Origin of the sequence: Flaviramulus basaltis (assembly GCF_900114265.1) — a bacterium.
Classification (GTDB): domain Bacteria; phylum Bacteroidota; class Bacteroidia; order Flavobacteriales; family Flavobacteriaceae; genus Flaviramulus; species Flaviramulus basaltis.
Genome location: NZ_FPKV01000001.1, coordinates 130,471 through 149,243, shown reverse-complemented (window position 1 = coordinate 149,243; position 18,773 = coordinate 130,471). Strand labels below are relative to the sequence as shown.

Genomic DNA, 18,773 nt, shown 5'->3' with positions numbered 1-18,773 from the left:
TATGATGTTTTAAAATATGTATTTTTGAGGCATATATTAATAGCATGATGAAAAACATAATTCTTTCCTTAATACTAATACCGCTTTGCTTTTCTTGTAAAGCTCAAAATGAAGTTTCATTAATTAAAAATGAAAGTAATATAGAAAGACCAAAATTGGTAGTTGGTATTGTAGTAGACCAAATGCGATATGATTATCTAACTCGTTTTTACAATAGATTTGGAGAAGGTGGTTTTAAACGAATGATGAATGAGGGTTTTAACTGTAAAAACAATCAATTTAATTATATTCCTACTAAAACGGGACCTGGGCATGCGTCTATTTATACAGGAACCACACCTAAATATCATGGTATTATTGGTAACGATTGGTTTGATAAAGAATCAGGACATAATGTTAACTGCGTGCAAGACGATTCTGTTTTAGCAATTGGCACAAATAGTAGTGATGCAAAAGATGGAAAAATGTCGCCTAACAGAATGTTAACCACAACGTTTGCTGATGAAAATAGACTATTCACTCAAATGCAGGGTAAAACAATAGGGATTTCTATAAAACATAGAGGCGCTATTTTGCCAGCAGGACACACAGCAAATGCAGCTTTTTGGTTAGATTATGACCATGACGGAAATGGTAACTGGATAACAAGCTCGTTTTATATGAATGATTTGCCTCAATGGGTTAAAAACTTTAATGAAACAAACATTACAGAGTCTTATTTTAAAGAGTGGAACACATTGTATGATATAAATTCTTATACTGAAAGTGGAAGTGATTTAAATACTTTTGAAAGGATTTTTGAAGGTAAAGAAACAGCAACCTTTCCATACAATTTAGAAGCTTTAAAAAAAGATAATGGTAATTTTAAAATTATTGCAGAAAGTCCATTTGGAAATAGTTTGATAACAGATTTTACAATTAAAGCTATAGATGCAGAAGCTTTAGGGAAAGATGACATTACGGATGTTTTAACCGTTAGCTTTTCTAGTACAGATAAAGTAGGTCACGATTTCGGACCTAATTCAAAAGAAATTGAAGACACCTATTTACGGTTAGATTTAGATTTAGAACGATTATTTAATGCCTTAGATGAGAAAGTTGGAAAAGGAGAATACACTGTGTTTTTAACCGCCGATCATGGAGCGCCAAATGTTATTAATTATTTATTATCTAAAAAAATTCCTGCTGGACTTTTTGATGAAAGCCAAATGTTTGATGAAATGAATACTTTTTTAGAACAAAAATTTAAAGTTTCAGATTTAATTTTAAGTAGAATTAATAATCAAATTTATTTGAATCACGATAAAATAAATTCTAATAATATAGATTTAGAAAATGTGAAAGAAGTTTTATCACTTAAATTATTAAAGTATAGATTAATTGATAAAGTTTATATGACTTCTGAAATTAATCAGTTTGATGGTTCTAATGGAGTTGTGGAAAATTTATTGAGTAACGGACATAACCAAAAACGCTCTGGCGATTTAATGTTTGTATATAATCCAGCAGTTTTTAAAGATGCACTTTGGAATAGAACTGGAACCGATCATCATTCAGGTTTTAGTTATGATACACATGTTCCATTATTGTTTTTCGGTAAAGGTATACAACATGGAGCAACTAATAAGCTAACTCATATTACCGATATTGCACCAACTATTTCAGCACTTTTAGGAATTAGTTTTCCCAATGCTTGTATTGGACAACCTTTAGAGTTTGTTTTAGATTAATGAATAAACGCACTTTTTATTCAATCGTCGCTATTGTAATTGTTTTAGGCGTTTACACTTATGAAAATTTTTTAGGTGAAGAAGAAAAAGCAGAAATTGTATCAGAAGGGCAAGCCTCAAAAAATGATACTAACAAATATTTTTTACCGTCAAGTACTACAGGTCAGATTGTGCATCATGAAGGTTATTCATTATCTTATAGTGAACCTGATGAACAAGCAGAATGGGTGGCTTATGAATTAAAGAAGTCGCATCTTTCAAGTACAAACTACAAACGGCCCTATTTTGAAATTGATAAAGCTGTAAAAACTGGTGCAGCAAATTGGCGGAATTATAAAAAGTCTGGTTACGACCGCGGACATTTATGTCCTGCAGGAGATAGGCGTTATAGTCAATTTGCACACGATGAAACTTTTTTAACCAGTAATATTAGTCCGCAAGAGCATGAATTCAATTCTGGAATTTGGAATACTTTAGAACAAAAAGTTCGTTATTGGGCGAGTAAATATGATGGCGTTTTTGTAGTTACTGGTGGTGTTTTAAAAGGTAATATGAAAACTATTGGTGATGAGGATGTTTCGGTTCCTAATCAGTTTTATAAAGTGTTGATTGATAATAACACAGGTAAAACCAAAATGATAGCCTTTTTGATGCCACATAAAAATTCTGATAAACCATTATATGAATTTGTAGTATCAGTAGATTCTATTGAAAAACTTACAGGAATAGACTTTTTCCCAGAATTAGAAGACAGCATTGAAAACAAATTAGAGGCTTCGAGTAGCTATAAAGGATGGGGTTTTTAATTAGTTCTTTTCGTTATTCTGAACTTGTAGAAATAAATTTTAGTGCCTATAAATTGAAATATTCCGACAAGTTCAATATGACATAGCGTGAACCATAGACAGCTTCTTTAACCTTTTAGCTTGCCTAACATCCCTTTCCACCGTAAATCCCTTATAAACTTGCCTTCTTCTTCTGTAACTAAATGCTCAATTTTTTCTTTTTTAGCTTTAAAGTAGCCAGCTAAGTAATCTTTAAACAAAGATAAGTTTCCTTTTTTATAAGCGAGTTTTGTTGCCGAAATTAGAGTAATAATAAAGCCATAACGCATTTTATACATAGCTTCACCTTGTAAATATTTTGAAGCTTTGTTATAGCTCATTCCGGTTGGTTTTAGGTGCTTTACATGAAGAGATTCATCGGTTAAAATCTCCCATCCATAAAATTTAGCCAATAACTCATCAACAGTGTCCCAACCCATAGATGGTTTTAGTTTTCCAATTTCAATAAAGCAATTTTTCCTATAGGCCTTTAACGCACCTCGAATATGATCTTTACGGGTTAAATTTTCTAATTTCCAATCATTATTTTTTTCTATATAACAAAACCCAGCTGCCATTCCTAGTTTGTTATTTTTATTAAAATGAATTGAAAGTTGCTCTAAATAATTATTAGGAAAAATTAAATCGGCATCAAACTTACAAATCACATCATAGTTATCATCTAAGGTTTCAAAACCTTTGTAAAACGCATTAATGATTTTAGAGCCTGGTAAGTGTTTGTTAGAAGATTTAGAGTTTATTAAAGATATAAAAGGATGCTTTTTGGTATAAATCTCAACTATTTCTTCTGTTTTATCTGTTGAATTGTCATTAACTACAATCACCTTTTTAGGTAAAAGTGTTTGATTAACTATTGAATCTAGAGTAAGCCCAATTGAGCTTTCTTCGTTATGAGCAGGAATGATGATGTAGAAATCCAAAAGGTTAAAGTTTAATTTTCAAAGTTAAACTCTTTCTGCATATACAATGTAATATCTTGGAGTAAACCAACGTAAAATAGGGCGAATACCAATTTTTTTGGTAGGATTAGTCCATTTTTCACGGTCTATAATTTTCCATCCAGCTTTTTCCAACAACCAGTCAAATTGCCAATCTTCAAATTCATGATAATGTCTATCAAGCATATCTGTTTTGCTGCGGTAAGCAGAAGAAAACCATAATTTAAGAGGTACGCTAGCAACTAATTTATCAGATTTTATAGCTTTTAAAACTGTAAAAGGTGATAATAAATGTTCAAAAATCTCAAAGGCTGTTACAATATCAGTATCTGAATTTTCAATAGTTGTAGTGTCTAAATCGATATCTTCACCCTTAGTGTTTTCAACAGAATAATCATGTTCTTGCATTATTGTACTAAACGGATTTACGATGCCTAAATCTAAAATGCTTTCAGAGGAGGAAGTATGTTTTTGTAAAAATTGTATGGTGTGCTTAAAGCGTTTATTTGGATAGCTTTTCTCGTACATTTATTAATGTTTGTATACAATAGCATTAATATTCATGCCCGCACCAACACTTGCAAAAATAATAATGTCACCTTTATTTATTTCCTGGTTTTCTAATTCGCCTTTTAAAATCATATTATATAAAGTAGGTACAGTTGCAACACTAGAATTCCCTAATTTCCCTATACTCATTGGCATAATTCCGTTTGGCATTTGCATGTTGTAAAGTTCATAAAAACGCTTTACAATTGCTTCATCCATTTTTTCATTAGCTTGATGAATAAGTATTTTTTTAACTTGTTTAATGTTAATTCCACTTTTGTCTAGACAACATTTCATGGCAAGTGGCACATTGGTTAAAGCAAATTCGTAAATTTTTCTACCATACATTTTTATGTATCTACGGTTATCTTTAACTTCTTGATTATTGGTTTCTCCAAAAAAGATAAAATGTGCTTCGTCTAATGCGAAAGTTGCAGATTCGTGAGCAATAATACCACTTTCTTCATTAGTGGATTCTACTATTACTGCACCAGCACCATCACTGTAAATCATGGAATCTCTGTCGTGTGGGTCAATAACACGAGAAAGTGTTTCGGCACCAATAACTAAGCATTTTTTAGCAATTCCAGCTTTTATAAATGCATTGGCATGAATAACACCTTCAATCCAACCTGGACAACCAAAAAGTAAATCGTAACCCACACATTTTGGGTTTTTAATTCTTAAAAGGTGTTTTACCCTTGATGCAATACTTGGTACAGTATCACTCTGGATACTATCATGTCTTACATCTCCATAATTATGAGCTACAATAATATAATCTAAATCTTCACGACTAATTTTAGCATCATCAATAGCTTTTTCTGCCGCAAATGATGCAATATCTGAAGTGTTTAAATGATCTTTTGCATAACGCCTCTCATCAATACCTGTTATGGCTTTAAATTTTTTGACAATAACAGGATTGGGCGCATTAATAGCTGAGCCATCACTGTTTAAAAATTCATGATTATGAAAGTCTTCATTGGTTTCAATATTAGCCGGAATATAACTTCCTGTGCCAGTAATTTTAATATTCATAAAATAGAAAAAAGTGCCTTTAATTAAAATGTCTTAGCAAGATAAAATCTTTTAAATAAAGGCAAATTTATTTTAGTTTTAATTTACGATGTTCAAAAGCCGTTTTTATGCCTCAACATATGCTTCAATTGGAATACATGAACATATCAAGTTTCTGTCTCCATAAGCATCATCAACACGTCTTACACTTGGCCAAAATTTATTTTCTTTTACATAATCTAACGGGAAAGCTGCTGTTTCACGAGAGTAAGGTAAATACCATTCATTAGCCGTAATCATCTCTAAAGTATGAGGCGCATTCTTTAAGACATTATTTTCATCATCTTTTGAAACACTATCAATTTCTTTTTTAATTGAAATCATAGCATCACAGAAACGATCTATTTCAGCTTTACTTTCACTTTCAGTAGGTTCAATCATCAACGTTCCAGCAACTGGAAACGAAACTGTTGGCGCATGAAAACCGTAGTCCATTAAACGTTTTGCAATATCGGTTACTTCAATACCATTGGCTTTAAAAGGTCTACAATCTACAATCATTTCATGGGCTGCACGACCGCGTTCTCCAGAGTACAGCGTATCAAAACTACCTTCTAATCGTTTTTTAATATAATTAGCATTTAAAATGGCAATTTTAGTAGATTCTGTTAAACCTTCAGCGCCTAACATTTTTATATAACCGTAAGATATTAAGCATGCTAAAGCAGAACCAAAAGGTGCTGAGGATATAGCAGTAATAGCTTGGTCACCACCTGTTTTTATAATTGGGTTTCCAGGTAAAAAAGGAACTAATTGTTTTGCAACACAAATTGGTCCAACTCCTGGACCTCCGCCGCCATGAGGAATTGCAAATGTTTTATGCAAGTTTAAATGACAAACATCTGCACCAATATTTCCTGGGTTTGTTAAGCCTACTTGAGCATTCATGTTGGCACCATCCATATAAACTTGCCCGCCGTTATCATGAATTATTTTTGTGATTTCTTTGATAGCAGATTCGTAAACACCATGAGTTGATGGATAAGTAACCATCAAGCATGATAAATTATCTTTATGTAATTCTGCTTTTTCACGTAAATCATCTACATCAATATTACCTTCATCAGTAGATTTTGTAACGACTACTTTCATTCCTGCCATAACTGCACTTGCTGGATTTGTTCCGTGTGCAGATGATGGAATTAAACAAATATTTCTATGATGATCGCCTCGAGATTCGTGATAAGCCTTAATAACCATTAAGCCTGCAAATTCACCTTGTGCACCAGAATTTGGTTGTAGAGATGTCGCTGCAAAACCGGTTATTTCGGTTAATTGATCTTCTAATTCTTTTAAAACTGTTAAATAGCCTTTTGCTTGTTTTTCTGGAACAAAAGGATGAATATTAGCCCATTTAAAAATACTTAACGGCAACATTTCTGAAGCGGCATTTAGTTTCATTGTGCATGATCCTAAAGAAATCATGGAGTGATTTAATGCTAAATCTTTACGTTCTAAAGATTTTATATAACGCATTAATTCGGTTTCAGAATGATAGGTGTTAAAAACAGGTTCTACTAAGAAATCTGATGTTCTTTGTGTAGTTGAATCAATATTATTTGCTTGCAGTATAGTTGAAATAACAATAGTTTCTTTTTTTGCAGCTTCAGCAAAAACAGAAATCAAATAATTAATATCTCTAATAGCTGTAGTTTCGTTTACTGAAATAGTAACCGTTTCGCTATCTGGGTAAAATAAATTAACCTTTTTTTCAGTGGCTAATTTTTTAATTTTTTTAGCTTTTGTTTTTATTTGAAGCGTATCAAAATAAGAAGTGTTAATCTGTTTGTAGCCTAGTTTTTCTAAAGCATTTGCAAGAAGAGCTGTTTTATTATGAACTTTATTAGCAATAAATTTTAATCCTTTTGGTCCATGATAAACAGCATACATACTAGCCATAACTGCTAAAAGCACTTGTGCTGTACAAATATTTGAAGTCGCTTTATCACGTTTAATGTGTTGCTCGCGAGTTTGTAATGCCATACGTAACGCTCTGTTGCCATTAGCATCTTTAGTAACACCAATAATACGCCCTGGAAGATCACGTTTATAAGCTTCTTTTGTTGCAAAATACGCTGCATGCGGGCCACCATAACCCATCGGGATTCCAAAACGTTGTGTTGTGCCAATCACCACATCAGCTCCAAATTTACCTGGAGCTTCAAGTTTTACTAAGCTTAAAATATCGGCAGCAACAGCAACTTTTATTCTAGCATCGTTCGCTTTACTTATAAAGGATTTAATGTCTGTAATTTGACCGTCTTTTCCAGGATACTGTAAAATAGCTCCAAAAAATTCAGTAGAAAAATTAAATTCATCTTCCTTTCCAACCACTAACTCAATACCAATTGGGTTTGCTCTAGTTTGAAGAAGGGATAAGGTTTGAGGGAGTATATTGTCAGAAATAAAAAATTTATTAACTCCCGCTTTTTTCTGGTCGCGTTCACGTACTGCAAAAAGTAAACTCATAGCTTCTGCAGCAGCTGTACTTTCATCAAGAAGTGATGCGTTTGCGATTTCCATACCTGTTAAATCAATAACCATGGTTTGGAAATTTAAAAGGGCTTCTAAGCGTCCTTGTGCAATTTCGGCTTGATAGGGTGTATAGGCAGTGTACCAGCCTGGATTTTCAAGAATATTTCGTTGAATAACCGCCGGCAATATGGTTGGATGATAACCCAACCCAATGTATGTTTTATAAGCTTTATTTTTTTTAGATAATTCATGAATGTGAAGCAGATATTCATGTTCTGTCATCGGTTCATCTAAATTTAATCCGTTTTTTAAACGAATATCATCTGGGATGGTTTCATAAATTAACTGGTCTAATGAGTCTACACCTATGGTTTTTAACATAAGGTTCTGGTCATCTTCTCTAGGACCAATATGACGCAATGCAAAAGCGTTTGTGTTCATTAAAGTGAAATTGATTATATAATTCGCAAAAATAAACAATATAAATGGCGTTTTATTGTCGAAAATGGAAAGTTTTTAACCATTTAAAAACCTTATCAACAGTTTGCTTATTTTTGCTAGATGGAAGTATTAAAAAAGCTTTTTAATTTTTATATAGATAGTAGTATTCATGTAGCTTTATCTGTATTTTCACTTACATGGATAACTCTAATTGAGTTTCATGTTTCTTACACTAATAATGTGCTTTTCTTTGTGTTTTTTGCATCTATAACAGGGTATAATTTTGTAAAGTATTTTGGAATAGCAAAATTTCATCATAGAAGCTTAACAAATTGGTTAAAAGCTGTTCAAATATTTTCATTTTTTTGCTTTCTTTTTATGTGTTATTTTGGATTTCAATTGAGTTCTAAAACACTTCTATATATTGGCGCTTTTGGTGCTGTTACTTTTTTGTATGCCATCCCGTTTTTGCCAAAGCGTTTGTTTTTAGATAGCAAGCATAATTTAAGAAGTATAAGCGGTCTTAAAATATATTTAATAGCTCTAGTTTGGAGTGGCGTTACCGTTTTTCTTCCTTTAATTGAAAATGAGTATTCAATAAATGACGATGTTTTAATTACAGCAATACAGCGTTTTGTGCTTGTACTTGTTTTAATGTTACCTTTTGAAATTAGAGATTTACGTTATGATAGTTTAAAGCTCTCAACAGTACCTCAAAAAATAGGAGTAAAGCAAACAAAAATAATGGGTGTTTTACTGTTGGTTGTATTTTTCTTTTTAGAATTTTTTAAAAATGAAATAGATATGATTAAAACACCTATTTTATTTTTAATATCTATAAGTATATTAGTGTTTTTGATTTTTTCAAAAATAAATCAAGGGAAATATTATAGTTCGTTTTGGGTTGAAGGATTGCCAATAATTTGGTTAGTATTGTTATTAATAGCTTATTGATTAATTTGGTCTTTTAGAGCTTTTTCAAAGTTTTTTTTCATAGCTTCTTTACATTTTTTGTCCATGCATTCCACATTTGAAACTTTAATACTGTGCGTTAGTTTTGAGTTGCTCTTTGTGTATTTTCTACAAGCTTTACAATATATTAAATGTAAGTTGAGCTTAATTTTTTCCCACAAAGTAGATTCTTTATATTGTGTTTTGTCACACACATGATTTGCTTCATTGCAAGGAATGAACATCTTAATCTTACTCATAATTAAAACCAATTTTCTTTTAAGCAAGCAGCCATAGCGGTACGTGCTCTATGGATGATAACCCAAAGGTTAGACGCTGTAATATTTAATTCATTACAAATTACTTCGGTTTCAAAACCTTGAATAGTTTTCATTTTAAAAACTTGAGCTTGTTTCTCTGGTAATTTGCTTAAACAATTATGTATAGCGTCTGCAAGTTCTTCGTTTTCCATACTATCTTCCGCTGTTTTATCAAAAGGATCTGCAACGCGCTCTTCTAACCAGTCGCCTTCGCTTTCAGAATCGTCGTTATATGTAATACGTACTTCTGCTTTTCCTTTCTTCGAATTTATTCTTCTGTAATGGTCAATAATTTTTCGCTTTAAAATTGAAATAAGCCAAGTACGTTCGCTAGCTTCTCCTTTAAAGTTTTTCATAGATTTTAAACCAGCCAAAAAAGTATCTTGAACCAAATCTTGAGCAATTTCTCTATCACTAACGCGAGAAACAGTGTAGTTAAATAAGTAGTCGGAATATAAATCGATCCACTTATTAGGGTTAATTTGATGGTTGGGCATTGTTGAACAATTTTTCTTTTCTCAAAAATAAGGTAAAAAATTGGATTTATTATTTGATTAATAAATCATCTAACGCGGCTTTAATATTTTTAAATTTAAAAGAAAAACCATTATCCAATAATCGTTTTGGTATAACATTTCTGCTTTTTAATACTAATTCAGTTTCTGTTCCAATAATTTTTGCCCCCAATTCTAATAATAGTTTTGGATGAGAGATTCCAAAAGGAATTTTTAATATGTTTCTTAATGATTTCATTAGGGTTGAATTGTCTGTTGGTTTTGGGACAGATAGGTTAAATACACCGTTTAAGTTTTTGTTCGTAATTAAAAATTCAATAGCTCTCGAAAAGTCTTCTTCATGAATCCAGCTTAGTTTTTGATTTCCAAAACCTTGTTTTCCCCCTAAACCTAGATTTGTTAATTTCGTTAATGGAATAATTGCTCCACCATGTTTACCTAAAACAATGGATGTTCTAATTATGATTTTTCTTGTTTTAATGTTGTTTATAGAGTTAAATACTTTTTCCCAAGATTTTGCAATATTCATTGAAAAATCATTGCCTGTTTCTCCGTTTTCTTCGGTCATTTCTTTTTCCAAAGAATGTTTGTAAATAGTAGCTGTTGACATATTAATCCAAACTTTAGGAGGATTTTGGCATAGGTTTATTGCTAAGCCTAGAATATTTGTAGAATCAATACGAGAATCATAAATTAATCTTTTGTTTTTTATTGTATATCTACAATCAACAGATTTACCTGTTAGGTTTATTAAGGCCTCTATGTTTTCTAATTCTTCGGTCCATTTTTCCAAATCTTTTGCGTTCCAATAAACATCATTTTCTTTCTTAGGATTTCGGGTTAGTATTTTTACTATGTATCCCTTTTTTCTAAAATAAGCTTTAAGCACTTGGCCAAGAAATCCACTACCTCCCGCAATTACAATTATTTTCATTTTTTTGATATTTATAAGTTACATAAATAAAATAAATAGAAATACAAAAAGGGATTATTGATATTGCATTCATCAGGAATTCAAATTCAAATATGCTAATACTATACGCTATAATAAAAAATAGGATGACAAATGTCCAATAGCGTTTTACAAATTTAATTTGATTTTTATTTGACCAATCTATAATAAAGAGTACAACAAATGCTAAAATAGGCTGTGTTATGCCTAAGAGGATGTAAAGTGTTATAATACTTATGCCAATAGAATTTTTGTTATTAACGTATTCAAAAAAGGAGAATAATAAACTTAAAAGATATATTGTAAAGTTTAGGTAGTGCATGATTTTCATTTTTGTATATTTTAAACTTTCAGAAAATATTGAAAGTAATATTTAAATTTTTTATTTGAATAATTTAAGTAAAGATTTAGTTACCCAGTTTTGTTCTTGATTTACTAATTTATTAATCATAGCATCAGCGGTTTCAGTTAAATCGTGTAAAGCTTTTGTTTGTTTTATGAGTTCTTTAGTTTTTTTTGTGCCGTCATCTTCAATAGAAGAAACGTCTCTTAAAACTTTTATAACAGGTTTTATTTCTCTTCTGCTACGTTCTTTAGCAACAATTCTTGCTAATTCTTGTACATCTTTTTCGGTAGTAAAAAACTCTTTACGTTCTCCTGGAATAATCTCTTTTGTTACAATTCCCCAATCCATTAATTGGCGTAAGTTCATGCTGGTATTACCACGAGAAATTTTTAATTCTTCCATAATCTCTTCCATAGAAAGAGGTTTAGTAGATAAAAAAAGCAGTGCCTGAATTTGAGCCATGGCTTTATTTATTCCCCAAAGTGTACCTAAACTTCCCCAAGTACTAATAAATTTGATTTTAGCTTCTTCGTAATTCATAGTACAAATATATAATAATTTTTAAACTTTCAATAATTATTGAAAGTTTATTTTAAAAATAAAGGTTTAAGTTTTAATCTTAAACCTTTAAAAATTCTAATTTGATTCTATCAACCCAGCTCTCTTCAACAACGCTTCAGGTTTTGGTTCCTGTCCTCTAAAACGTTTGTAAAGCGTCATTGGGTTTTCAGTTCCACCTTTAGAAAGCACATTGTCTTTAAATTTATTAGCAACAGTTTTATTGAAAATACCTTCTTCTAAAAAGTATTCAAACGCATCGGCATCTAAAACTTCAGCCCATTTGTAACTGTAGTAACCAGATGAATAACCACCTTGAAAAATATGAGAAAATGAGGTACTCATACAATTTTCTACAACATCTGGATAGAGTTTAGTGCCTTCAAAAGCTTTGTTTTCATGTTCTTTTACAGATGTAATTGTTTCTGGCGACTCAATAGCGTGCCAACTCATATCTAACAAACCAAAGCTAATTTGACGCAACGTTTGCATGCCTTCATGAAAGGTTGCTGATTCTTTTATCTTCTCTACTAAATCCATCGGGATAATATCTCCAGTTTCGTAATGTTTAGCAAAAAGTTCTAAAGCTTCTTTTTCGTAACACCAATTTTCTAAAACCTGACTTGGTAATTCTACAAAATCCCAATACACGCTAGTTCCAGATAAACTAGGATAAGTAGTGTTCGCTAACATACCGTGAAGGGCATGACCAAACTCGTGAAACAAAGTGGTAACTTCGTTAAAAGTTAATAATGAGGGTTTTGTTTTTGTTGGCTTTGTAAAATTGCAAACTATAGAGATATGAGGTCTGCTATTCTCATTATTTTTAATGTACTGTGGTTTATAAGATGTCATCCACGCACCATTACGTTTTCCTGATCTTGGGAAAAAATCGGCATAAAAAATAGAAACTAAATCACCTTTATTGTCTGTAACTTTATAGGTTAAAACATCATCGTGGTATTTATCAATGGTATCAATTTTCTCAAAGTTTAAATCGAATAACTTATTGGCCACGGTAAATGCGCCATCAATTACATTTTCTAACTTGAAATACGGTTTTAAAAGCTCGTCATCAAGATTGAAAAGTTTTTGTTTCAATTTTTCTGAATAATAAGAACCATCCCATTTTTCTAAATGGTCAATGCCATCTAAATCTTTTGCGAAGTTTTCAAGATTTGTAAATTCTTGTTCGGAAGCTGGTTTTGCTTTTTCTAACAATTCATTTAAAAATGCTGAAACTTTTTCTGGAGTCTCAGCCATACGTTCTTCTAGGACAAAATGTGCATGAGTTTTGTAGCCTAATAAATTAGCACGTTGATGTCTTAATTTTACAATGTCTAAAACATTATTTTGGTTGTCTAGTTTGTCACCTTTAAAGGCTTTTGCGCCTGCTGCAAGTGCTAGTTTTTTTCTTAATTCACGATTATCGGCATAAGTTATAAATGGAATATAGCTTGGATAATCTAATGTGAATAACCAGCCTTCTTTGTCTTTAGATTCTGCCAATTGTTTAGCGGCTTCTTTTGTACCTTCTGGTAAACCAGATAAGTCTGTTTCATCAGTAATTAGCATTTCAAACTTGTTGGTTTCGGCTAATACATTTTCACCAAATTTTAATTTTAATTGGCTTAATTTTTTATCAATCTCTCTAAGTTGAAGTTTTTTGTCTTCTGGTAAATTAGCACCGTTTCTTGAAAAGCTTTTATATTTTTTATCAAGAAGCGTTTCTTGTTCAGTATTTAATTCTAGATCACTTTTAGAATCATAAATTGTTTTTACACGTTTAAATAAATCTTCATTTAAAGAAATATCATTACTGAATTCTGATAATAAAGGAGAAACTTCTTGTGCTATTTTTTGAATAGTGTCGTTGGTTTCTGCTGAATTTAAATTGAAAAATATACTTGAAATTCTATCTAATTGTTCTCCAGAAAAGTCTAAAGCTTCAATAGTGTTTTTGAAAGTTGGAGCTTCATTATTGTTTACGATAGTATCAATTTCCGATTTAGCTTCTTTTATAGCTTGTTTAAATGCTGGTAAGAAGTCGTCATTTTTAATTTTCGAGAATGGAGCGGTACTATAATTAGTATTATATGAATTATTTAATGGATTTTTTGTCATTTTGTATGATAATGTGTTAAAAATGAAATTTCACTATGTATGCATAGTAGAATTTTTATAAGTTTGCAGCCGACAATTTTTTACAGAGTGACTAACTCATGAGAATTATTTGTTAATAGCTGAAAAGCCCTGATTTATTTTGGGGCTTTTTTCATTTTAAATCTTTAGCAGATTCGTTTACCTTTATTTTTAAGCCTTCTTTGTAAGCAATAATTTTATCTAGAACACATTTATCGCTAGAGCCAATAATTTGAGCTGCTAAAATTCCTGCATTTTTTGCTCCGTTTAGAGCTACAGTTGCAACAGGTACACCACCAGGCATTTGTAAAATAGATAAAACAGAATCCCAGCCATCAATAGAATTACTGCTTTTTACAGGAACACCAATTATTGGAAGAGGAGATAATGAAGCAATCATTCCGGGTAAATGCGCAGCGCCACCAGCACCTGCAATAATTACCGAAAAACCTCTAGTATGTGCATGTTTACCATAATCAAACAATTTTTCTGGGGTTCTGTGTGCTGAAACGATATCGACTTCAACTTGAATGTCAAACCCATTTAAAATATCTATGGCATCTTGCATAACTGGCAAGTCGCTTTTGCTTCCCATAATAACTCCAACTTTACTCATAACTATTTACTTATTACTTTAATTGTCTTTTTAACTTCTTCTGCAATTCTTCTAGCTTCTCCTAAATCTTCATTTACAATAGTTACATGTCCCATTTTTCTAAATGGACGTGTTTGCTTTTTGCCATATATATGAGGAGTAACACCATCCATTTTCATAATGGTTTCTATATTTTCATAAATAACATCGCCAGAAAACCCTTCTGCTCCAACTAAATTTACCATTACGCCTCCAGCTTTGCTATCAGTTTTTCCCAAAGGCAAATTCAGTATAGCTCTAATATGTTGTTCAAATTGTGATGTGTAACTTGCTTCTATGGTTTGATGTCCAGAATTATGTGGTCTTGGAGCAACTTCATTAATTAAAATTTGATCATCTTGAGTTTGAAACATTTCAACAGCTAACAATCCAACATGGCTGAAAGCTTGTGAAGTTTTTAATGCAATATCTTCGGCCTTTTTTGCAACATCATCCGGAATTCTAGCAGGACAAATAACATATTCTACTTGATTGGCTTCAGGATGAAATTCCATTTCAACTACTGGAAATGTTTTGGTTTCACCTGATGGATTTCGAGCAACAATAACAGCCAATTCATTTTTAAAAGGCACTAGTTTTTCTGCAATACATTCTACATTTGGTAAGCCTTCTAAATCTTGAATTGCTTTTACAATTTTTACACCTGTGCCATCATATCCAAACTGAGCACTTTTCCAAACAAAAGGAAAAGATAAACCACCGTGATTAATAGCTTCTTCTATTTCAGAAGTATATGCAAAGCGAGAAAACGGTGCTGTTGGTAAATCGTTATCAACATAAAACAATTTTTGTTTCGCTTTGTTTTGTATAATTTTTAAAGATTTTGATGATGGATATACTTTTACACCTTCTTTTTCAAGGGTTTCTAAAGCATTAACATTTACGTTTTCTATTTCAATAGTTAAAACATCAACTTGTTTTCCAAAATTATAAACGTCGTCATAATTCATTAAATCACCTAAGTGGAACTCGTCACAAGCAATTTTGCAAGGAGCCTCATTGCTTGACTCTAAAACACAGGTATAAATATCGAATTTTCTGGTATTATAGAGCAGCATTTTACCTAATTGACCACCACCAAGAATACCAAGTTTAAAATTTGAAGAAAAATAGTTTGTCATGTTTTTATTGCTGATAACACATTTAAGATACGCAAAAATACACTTAAATCTTAAAATAGTTCCTAAATCATAAATCAAAAAACTGGTATTAGGCAATCTATTGATTATCTTTGCGACTTTAAAAATTAAGACCCGTGATAAAGCTACACGACAAATATTTTAAACCATTTATTTCTGCAAAGCAAATTGACGAAGCTATGCAGCGGTTAGCCCTTGAAGTTGCTAATGATATTGGCGATGAAATCCCTGTTTTTGTTGGAATTTTAAATGGCTCGTTTATGGTTGTAAGCGATTTTGCGAAAAAATACCCAAAACCATGCGAGGTGACTTTTATAAAATTAGCATCTTATGAAGGGGTTAAGTCTACTGAAGATATTCAGCGTTTAATTGGACTTACACAAGATTTAACAGGTCGTACTGTAGTTATTTTAGAAGATATTATTGATACTGGAAATACGCTAGCTGAGGTTCATAGAATTTTTAAAAATGAAAATGTAAAAGCGTTAAAAATAGCAACGCTATTTTACAAGCCAGAAGCTTATAAAAAAGATTTTAAATTACATTATATAGGTATAGAAATTCCAAACAAATTTATAGTAGGCTACGGTTTAGATTATGATGGGTTGGGAAGAAATTTGCCTGAAGTATATCAAATAAAAGAAACACAACACATGACAAACTTGGTGCTATTTGGCCCTCCAGGAGCTGGAAAAGGAACACAAGCAAATTTTTTAAAAGAGAAATATAATTTAGTGCATATCTCTACAGGCGATGTTTTTAGATTTAATATTAAAAACGAAACCGCTTTAGGCATGTTAGCTAAATCTTATATGGATAAAGGCGAATTAGTTCCAGACCAAGTAACTATTGACATGCTTAATGCTGAAGTTGAAAAAAATGCTGATGCTAAAGGTTTTATCTTTGATGGTTTTCCACGAACTAATGCACAAGCTGATGCTTTAGATAAATTAATGGATGGTAAAGATTCGCAAATAAATGCGATGATTGCCTTAGAAGTTGATGATGAAATACTGGTAAAACGTTTACTTGAAAGAGGGAAAACTAGTGGAAGAAAAGATGATGCAGACGAGTCGATAATACGTAATAGAATTAAAGAATATTACGACAAAACAGCTATCTTAAAAGATTACTATTCAGCTCAAGATAAATATTTTGGTGTTGATGGTGTTGGTAGTATAGAAGATATTACTGTACGTTTAAGTGGTGTAATAGATTCTTTATAATTATTAGTGTCACCTTGAGCGCAGTCGAAAGGTTTTTTTAAATTAATTCATTATTAAATTCCTCTCTGCGTAGGAATAACAAAAAGTTGAAAATATAAGAGTTAGAAGCTTTTAATTTTTTAACTTTTAACTTTTAACTTAAAAAATGACAGAAGGAAATTTTGTAGATTATGTAAAAATGTTCGTTAGCTCTGGAAATGGAGGTAAAGGATCATCACATTTACATCGCGAAAAATATGTAGCTAAAGGTGGACCGGATGGAGGAGATGGTGGTCGAGGAGGTCATGTTATTGTTAGAGGTAAATCAAACCTTTGGACACTTCTTCATTTAAAATTTAAAAAGCATATTAGAGCAGGCCATGGTGATCATGGTAGTAGCGGTAGGAGTTTTGGATCTGATGGTGAAGATGTTTATGTAGATGTGCCATTAGGAACCGTAATTCGCGATACTGAAACTAACGATATTCTTTTTGAAATCACAGAAGAAGGTGAAGAAAGAATAATTGCTGAAGGTGGAAAAGGCGGTTTAGGTAACTGGCATTTTAAGTCATCAACAAATCAAACACCGCGTTATGCGCAGCCAGGTATTCCCATGGAAGAAAAGTATATTACCATGGAGCTTAAAGTGCTTGCAGATGTTGGTTTGGTAGGCTTCCCTAATGCCGGAAAATCTACGCTATTATCTGTTGTTAGTTCTGCAAAACCAAAAATTGCAGATTATGAATTTACAACGCTTAAACCTAATTTAGGAATTGTAAAATATCGTGATTTTCAAACCTTTGTTATGGCAGATATTCCTGGAATTATTGAAGGAGCTGCAGAAGGAAAAGGTTTAGGACATTACTTTTTACGTCATATTGAGCGTAATTCTATTTTATTGTTTTTAATACCTGTTGATGCTAAAGATATTAAAAAACAGTACGATATTTTACTTGACGAGTTACGTCGTTATAATCCAGAAATGCTTGATAAGGAGCGCATCATAGCCATATCAAAATGCGACATGATAGACGATGAGTTAAGAGGAGAACTTAAAGTAGAACTTGATAATGAACTTCCAATTCCTTACATGTTTATTTCATCAGTAGCTCAACAAGGTATTACAGAACTTAAAGATACTCTTTGGAAAATGTTGAATGATTAATTGGGCGTTACCTTTTAGGTCGGGCTTTTCATTACAATCTTTTTAAACGTCATTTCAAGGAAGGAAGACGATGTTATTTTCTAATTTATAGTTCTTTAATAACCTTTATTAATCATAATATTAAAAAGGATTTTCACTTCAATCCCTAACGCAATTCAGAATAAAATTATGTTATTGGAATAATTTTTGATTAACTTTATTAAAAAAATAGAGATATGAGATTTCTTATAATTACACTACTAGCATTAATTATAGTTTCATGCGCACCAATTAGGGTAAACTACGATTACGATAAAGGAACAAACTTTCAACAATACAAAACCTACAATTATTACTCCGAAATGGAAACAGGTTTAAGCGAGTTAGATACCAAACGCTTATTAGATGCTTTAGATTCAAAAATGACAGTTAAAGGATTTAGTTTATCAGACACACCAGATTTTTTTATTGATATTAAAAGTAGAGAATATCAAGAATCTCAAAGACAGTCTGTAGGTGTTGGATTAGGCGGTGGTGGAGGAAACGTTGGAGGCGGAATTTCTATAGGACTACCAATAGGTCAAGCCAATGTAAACCGACAAATAACTATAGATTTTGTAGATGAAAACAAGAAACAATTGTTTTGGCAAGCTGTAAGTGAGTCTAATTTTAATCCAAATGGAACTCCAGAAAAGCGTGAGGCGCGTTTGAATGCTATTGTAGAAAAAGTATTGATGCAATACCCACCAAAAACTTAATTCTTCAAATTTTATAATTTTCATAACATA

At 31.7% G+C, this 18,773-nt stretch carries 16 protein-coding genes; 6 read left to right on the top strand and 10 right to left on the bottom strand.

The annotated features are described in order from the left end of the window. Nucleotides 1-47 precede the first annotated feature (47 nt). Nucleotides 48-1,730: an alkaline phosphatase PafA gene (pafA, locus tag BT151_RS00715; protein ID WP_072399670.1), complete on the top strand. Its 1,683-nt coding sequence runs from the start codon at nt 48-50 to the stop codon at nt 1,728-1,730. Further along, nucleotides 1,730-2,536 (top strand): DNA/RNA non-specific endonuclease, encoded by an 807-nt coding sequence (locus BT151_RS00710; protein ID WP_072399668.1) that lies wholly within the window; start codon nt 1,730-1,732, stop codon nt 2,534-2,536. The genes pafA and BT151_RS00710 overlap by 1 nt, the downstream gene beginning before the upstream one ends. A gap of 107 nt (nt 2,537-2,643) precedes the next feature. On the opposite strand, the gene BT151_RS00705 is transcribed toward BT151_RS00710, so the two are convergent. From BT151_RS00705 to gcvP, 4 genes are all read right to left on the bottom strand, one after another. Beyond that, nucleotides 2,644-3,495 carry a glycosyltransferase family 2 protein gene (locus BT151_RS00705; protein WP_072399666.1) on the bottom strand — a complete coding sequence of 284 codons (852 nt, stop codon included), beginning with the start codon at nt 3,493-3,495 and terminating at the stop codon, nt 2,644-2,646. Between the two features lie 24 nt (nt 3,496-3,519). Next, nucleotides 3,520-4,041: a methyltransferase gene (locus BT151_RS00700; protein WP_072399664.1), complete on the bottom strand. Its 522-nt coding sequence runs from the start codon at nt 4,039-4,041 to the stop codon at nt 3,520-3,522. Nucleotides 4,042-4,044: 3 nt separating this feature from the next. Further along, the gene (locus BT151_RS00695) at nt 4,045-5,103 is read right to left on the bottom strand and encodes a 3-oxoacyl-ACP synthase III family protein (protein ID WP_072399662.1); all 1,059 of its coding nucleotides are present in this window, start codon (nt 5,101-5,103) and stop codon (nt 4,045-4,047) included. 105 nt (nt 5,104-5,208) lie between these two features. After that, nucleotides 5,209-8,058 (bottom strand): aminomethyl-transferring glycine dehydrogenase, encoded by a 2,850-nt coding sequence (gene gcvP, locus BT151_RS00690; RefSeq protein ID WP_072399660.1) that lies wholly within the window; start codon nt 8,056-8,058, stop codon nt 5,209-5,211. 120 nt (nt 8,059-8,178) lie between these two features. Here gcvP and BT151_RS00685 point away from each other — a divergent pair, with 120 nt between their 5' ends. Next, complete coding sequence (locus BT151_RS00685) at nt 8,179-9,012, top strand: UbiA prenyltransferase family protein (protein ID WP_072399658.1); 834 nt, start codon at nt 8,179-8,181, stop codon at nt 9,010-9,012. A 259-nt stretch (nt 9,013-9,271) separates the two neighbouring features. On the opposite strand, the gene BT151_RS00675 is transcribed toward BT151_RS00685, so the two are convergent. From BT151_RS00675 to BT151_RS00650, 6 genes are all read right to left on the bottom strand, one after another. Further along, entirely contained in the window at nt 9,272-9,826 is a 555-nt protein-coding gene (locus BT151_RS00675) for a sigma-70 family RNA polymerase sigma factor (RefSeq protein WP_072399655.1), read from the bottom strand. Nucleotides 9,827-9,875: 49 nt separating this feature from the next. Next, nucleotides 9,876-10,778, bottom strand: a complete 903-nt coding sequence (locus BT151_RS00670) for a TIGR01777 family oxidoreductase (protein WP_072399653.1) — start codon at nt 10,776-10,778, stop codon at nt 9,876-9,878. 400 nt (nt 10,779-11,178) lie between these two features. Then, nucleotides 11,179-11,682, bottom strand: a complete 504-nt coding sequence (locus tag BT151_RS00665) for a GbsR/MarR family transcriptional regulator (protein ID WP_072399651.1) — start codon at nt 11,680-11,682, stop codon at nt 11,179-11,181. Nucleotides 11,683-11,778: 96 nt separating this feature from the next. Beyond that, complete coding sequence (locus tag BT151_RS00660; RefSeq protein WP_072399649.1) at nt 11,779-13,824, bottom strand: M3 family metallopeptidase; 2,046 nt, start codon at nt 13,822-13,824, stop codon at nt 11,779-11,781. 151 nt (nt 13,825-13,975) lie between these two features. Next, entirely contained in the window at nt 13,976-14,458 is a 483-nt protein-coding gene (purE, locus tag BT151_RS00655; RefSeq protein ID WP_072399647.1) for a 5-(carboxyamino)imidazole ribonucleotide mutase, read from the bottom strand. Nucleotides 14,459-14,460: 2 nt separating this feature from the next. Next, complete coding sequence (locus BT151_RS00650; RefSeq protein WP_072399645.1) at nt 14,461-15,618, bottom strand: 5-(carboxyamino)imidazole ribonucleotide synthase; 1,158 nt, start codon at nt 15,616-15,618, stop codon at nt 14,461-14,463. A 134-nt stretch (nt 15,619-15,752) separates the two neighbouring features. Between BT151_RS00650 and BT151_RS00645 the strand changes: the two genes are divergently transcribed. The 3 genes from BT151_RS00645 to BT151_RS00635 all read left to right on the top strand — a co-directional run bounded on the left by BT151_RS00645 (nt 15,753) and on the right by BT151_RS00635 (nt 18,743). Next, nucleotides 15,753-16,862 carry an adenylate kinase gene (locus tag BT151_RS00645; RefSeq protein WP_072399643.1) on the top strand — a complete coding sequence of 370 codons (1,110 nt, stop codon included), beginning with the start codon at nt 15,753-15,755 and terminating at the stop codon, nt 16,860-16,862. Nucleotides 16,863-17,007: 145 nt separating this feature from the next. Continuing rightward, nucleotides 17,008-18,006, top strand: coding sequence for a GTPase ObgE (gene obgE / locus BT151_RS00640; protein ID WP_072399641.1), 999 nt, complete (start codon nt 17,008-17,010; stop codon nt 18,004-18,006). A gap of 215 nt (nt 18,007-18,221) precedes the next feature. Next, a complete protein-coding gene (locus BT151_RS00635) occupies nt 18,222-18,743 on the top strand; it encodes a DUF4136 domain-containing protein (protein WP_072399639.1) in 522 nt (173 codons plus the stop codon). The last annotated feature ends 30 nt before the right edge of the window (nt 18,744-18,773 follow it).

Bases quoted from the DNA above. Each gene is read 5' to 3' on its own strand.
- BT151_RS00650 (WP_072399645.1), bottom strand. From the start codon at position 15,618: ATGACAAACTATTTTTCTTCAAATTTTAAACTTGGTATTCTTGGTGGT.
- BT151_RS00700 (WP_072399664.1), bottom strand. From the start codon at position 4,041: ATGTACGAGAAAAGCTATCCAAATAAACGCTTTAAGCACACCATACAA.
- BT151_RS00675 (WP_072399655.1), bottom strand. From the start codon at position 9,826: ATGCCCAACCATCAAATTAACCCTAATAAGTGGATCGATTTATATTCC.
- BT151_RS00660 (WP_072399649.1), bottom strand. From the start codon at position 13,824: ATGACAAAAAATCCATTAAATAATTCATATAATACTAATTATAGTACC.
- BT151_RS00695 (WP_072399662.1), bottom strand. From the start codon at position 5,103: ATGAATATTAAAATTACTGGCACAGGAAGTTATATTCCGGCTAATATT.
- pafA (WP_072399670.1), top strand. From the start codon at position 48: ATGAAAAACATAATTCTTTCCTTAATACTAATACCGCTTTGCTTTTCT.
- BT151_RS00685 (WP_072399658.1), top strand. From the start codon at position 8,179: ATGGAAGTATTAAAAAAGCTTTTTAATTTTTATATAGATAGTAGTATT.
- BT151_RS00635 (WP_072399639.1), top strand. From the start codon at position 18,222: ATGAGATTTCTTATAATTACACTACTAGCATTAATTATAGTTTCATGC.
- gcvP (WP_072399660.1), bottom strand. From the start codon at position 8,058: ATGAACACAAACGCTTTTGCATTGCGTCATATTGGTCCTAGAGAAGAT.
- BT151_RS00710 (WP_072399668.1), top strand. From the start codon at position 1,730: ATGAATAAACGCACTTTTTATTCAATCGTCGCTATTGTAATTGTTTTA.
- BT151_RS00670 (WP_072399653.1), bottom strand. From the start codon at position 10,778: ATGAAAATAATTGTAATTGCGGGAGGTAGTGGATTTCTTGGCCAAGTG.
- BT151_RS00665 (WP_072399651.1), bottom strand. From the start codon at position 11,682: ATGAATTACGAAGAAGCTAAAATCAAATTTATTAGTACTTGGGGAAGT.
- purE (WP_072399647.1), bottom strand. From the start codon at position 14,458: ATGAGTAAAGTTGGAGTTATTATGGGAAGCAAAAGCGACTTGCCAGTT.
- obgE (WP_072399641.1), top strand. From the start codon at position 17,008: ATGACAGAAGGAAATTTTGTAGATTATGTAAAAATGTTCGTTAGCTCT.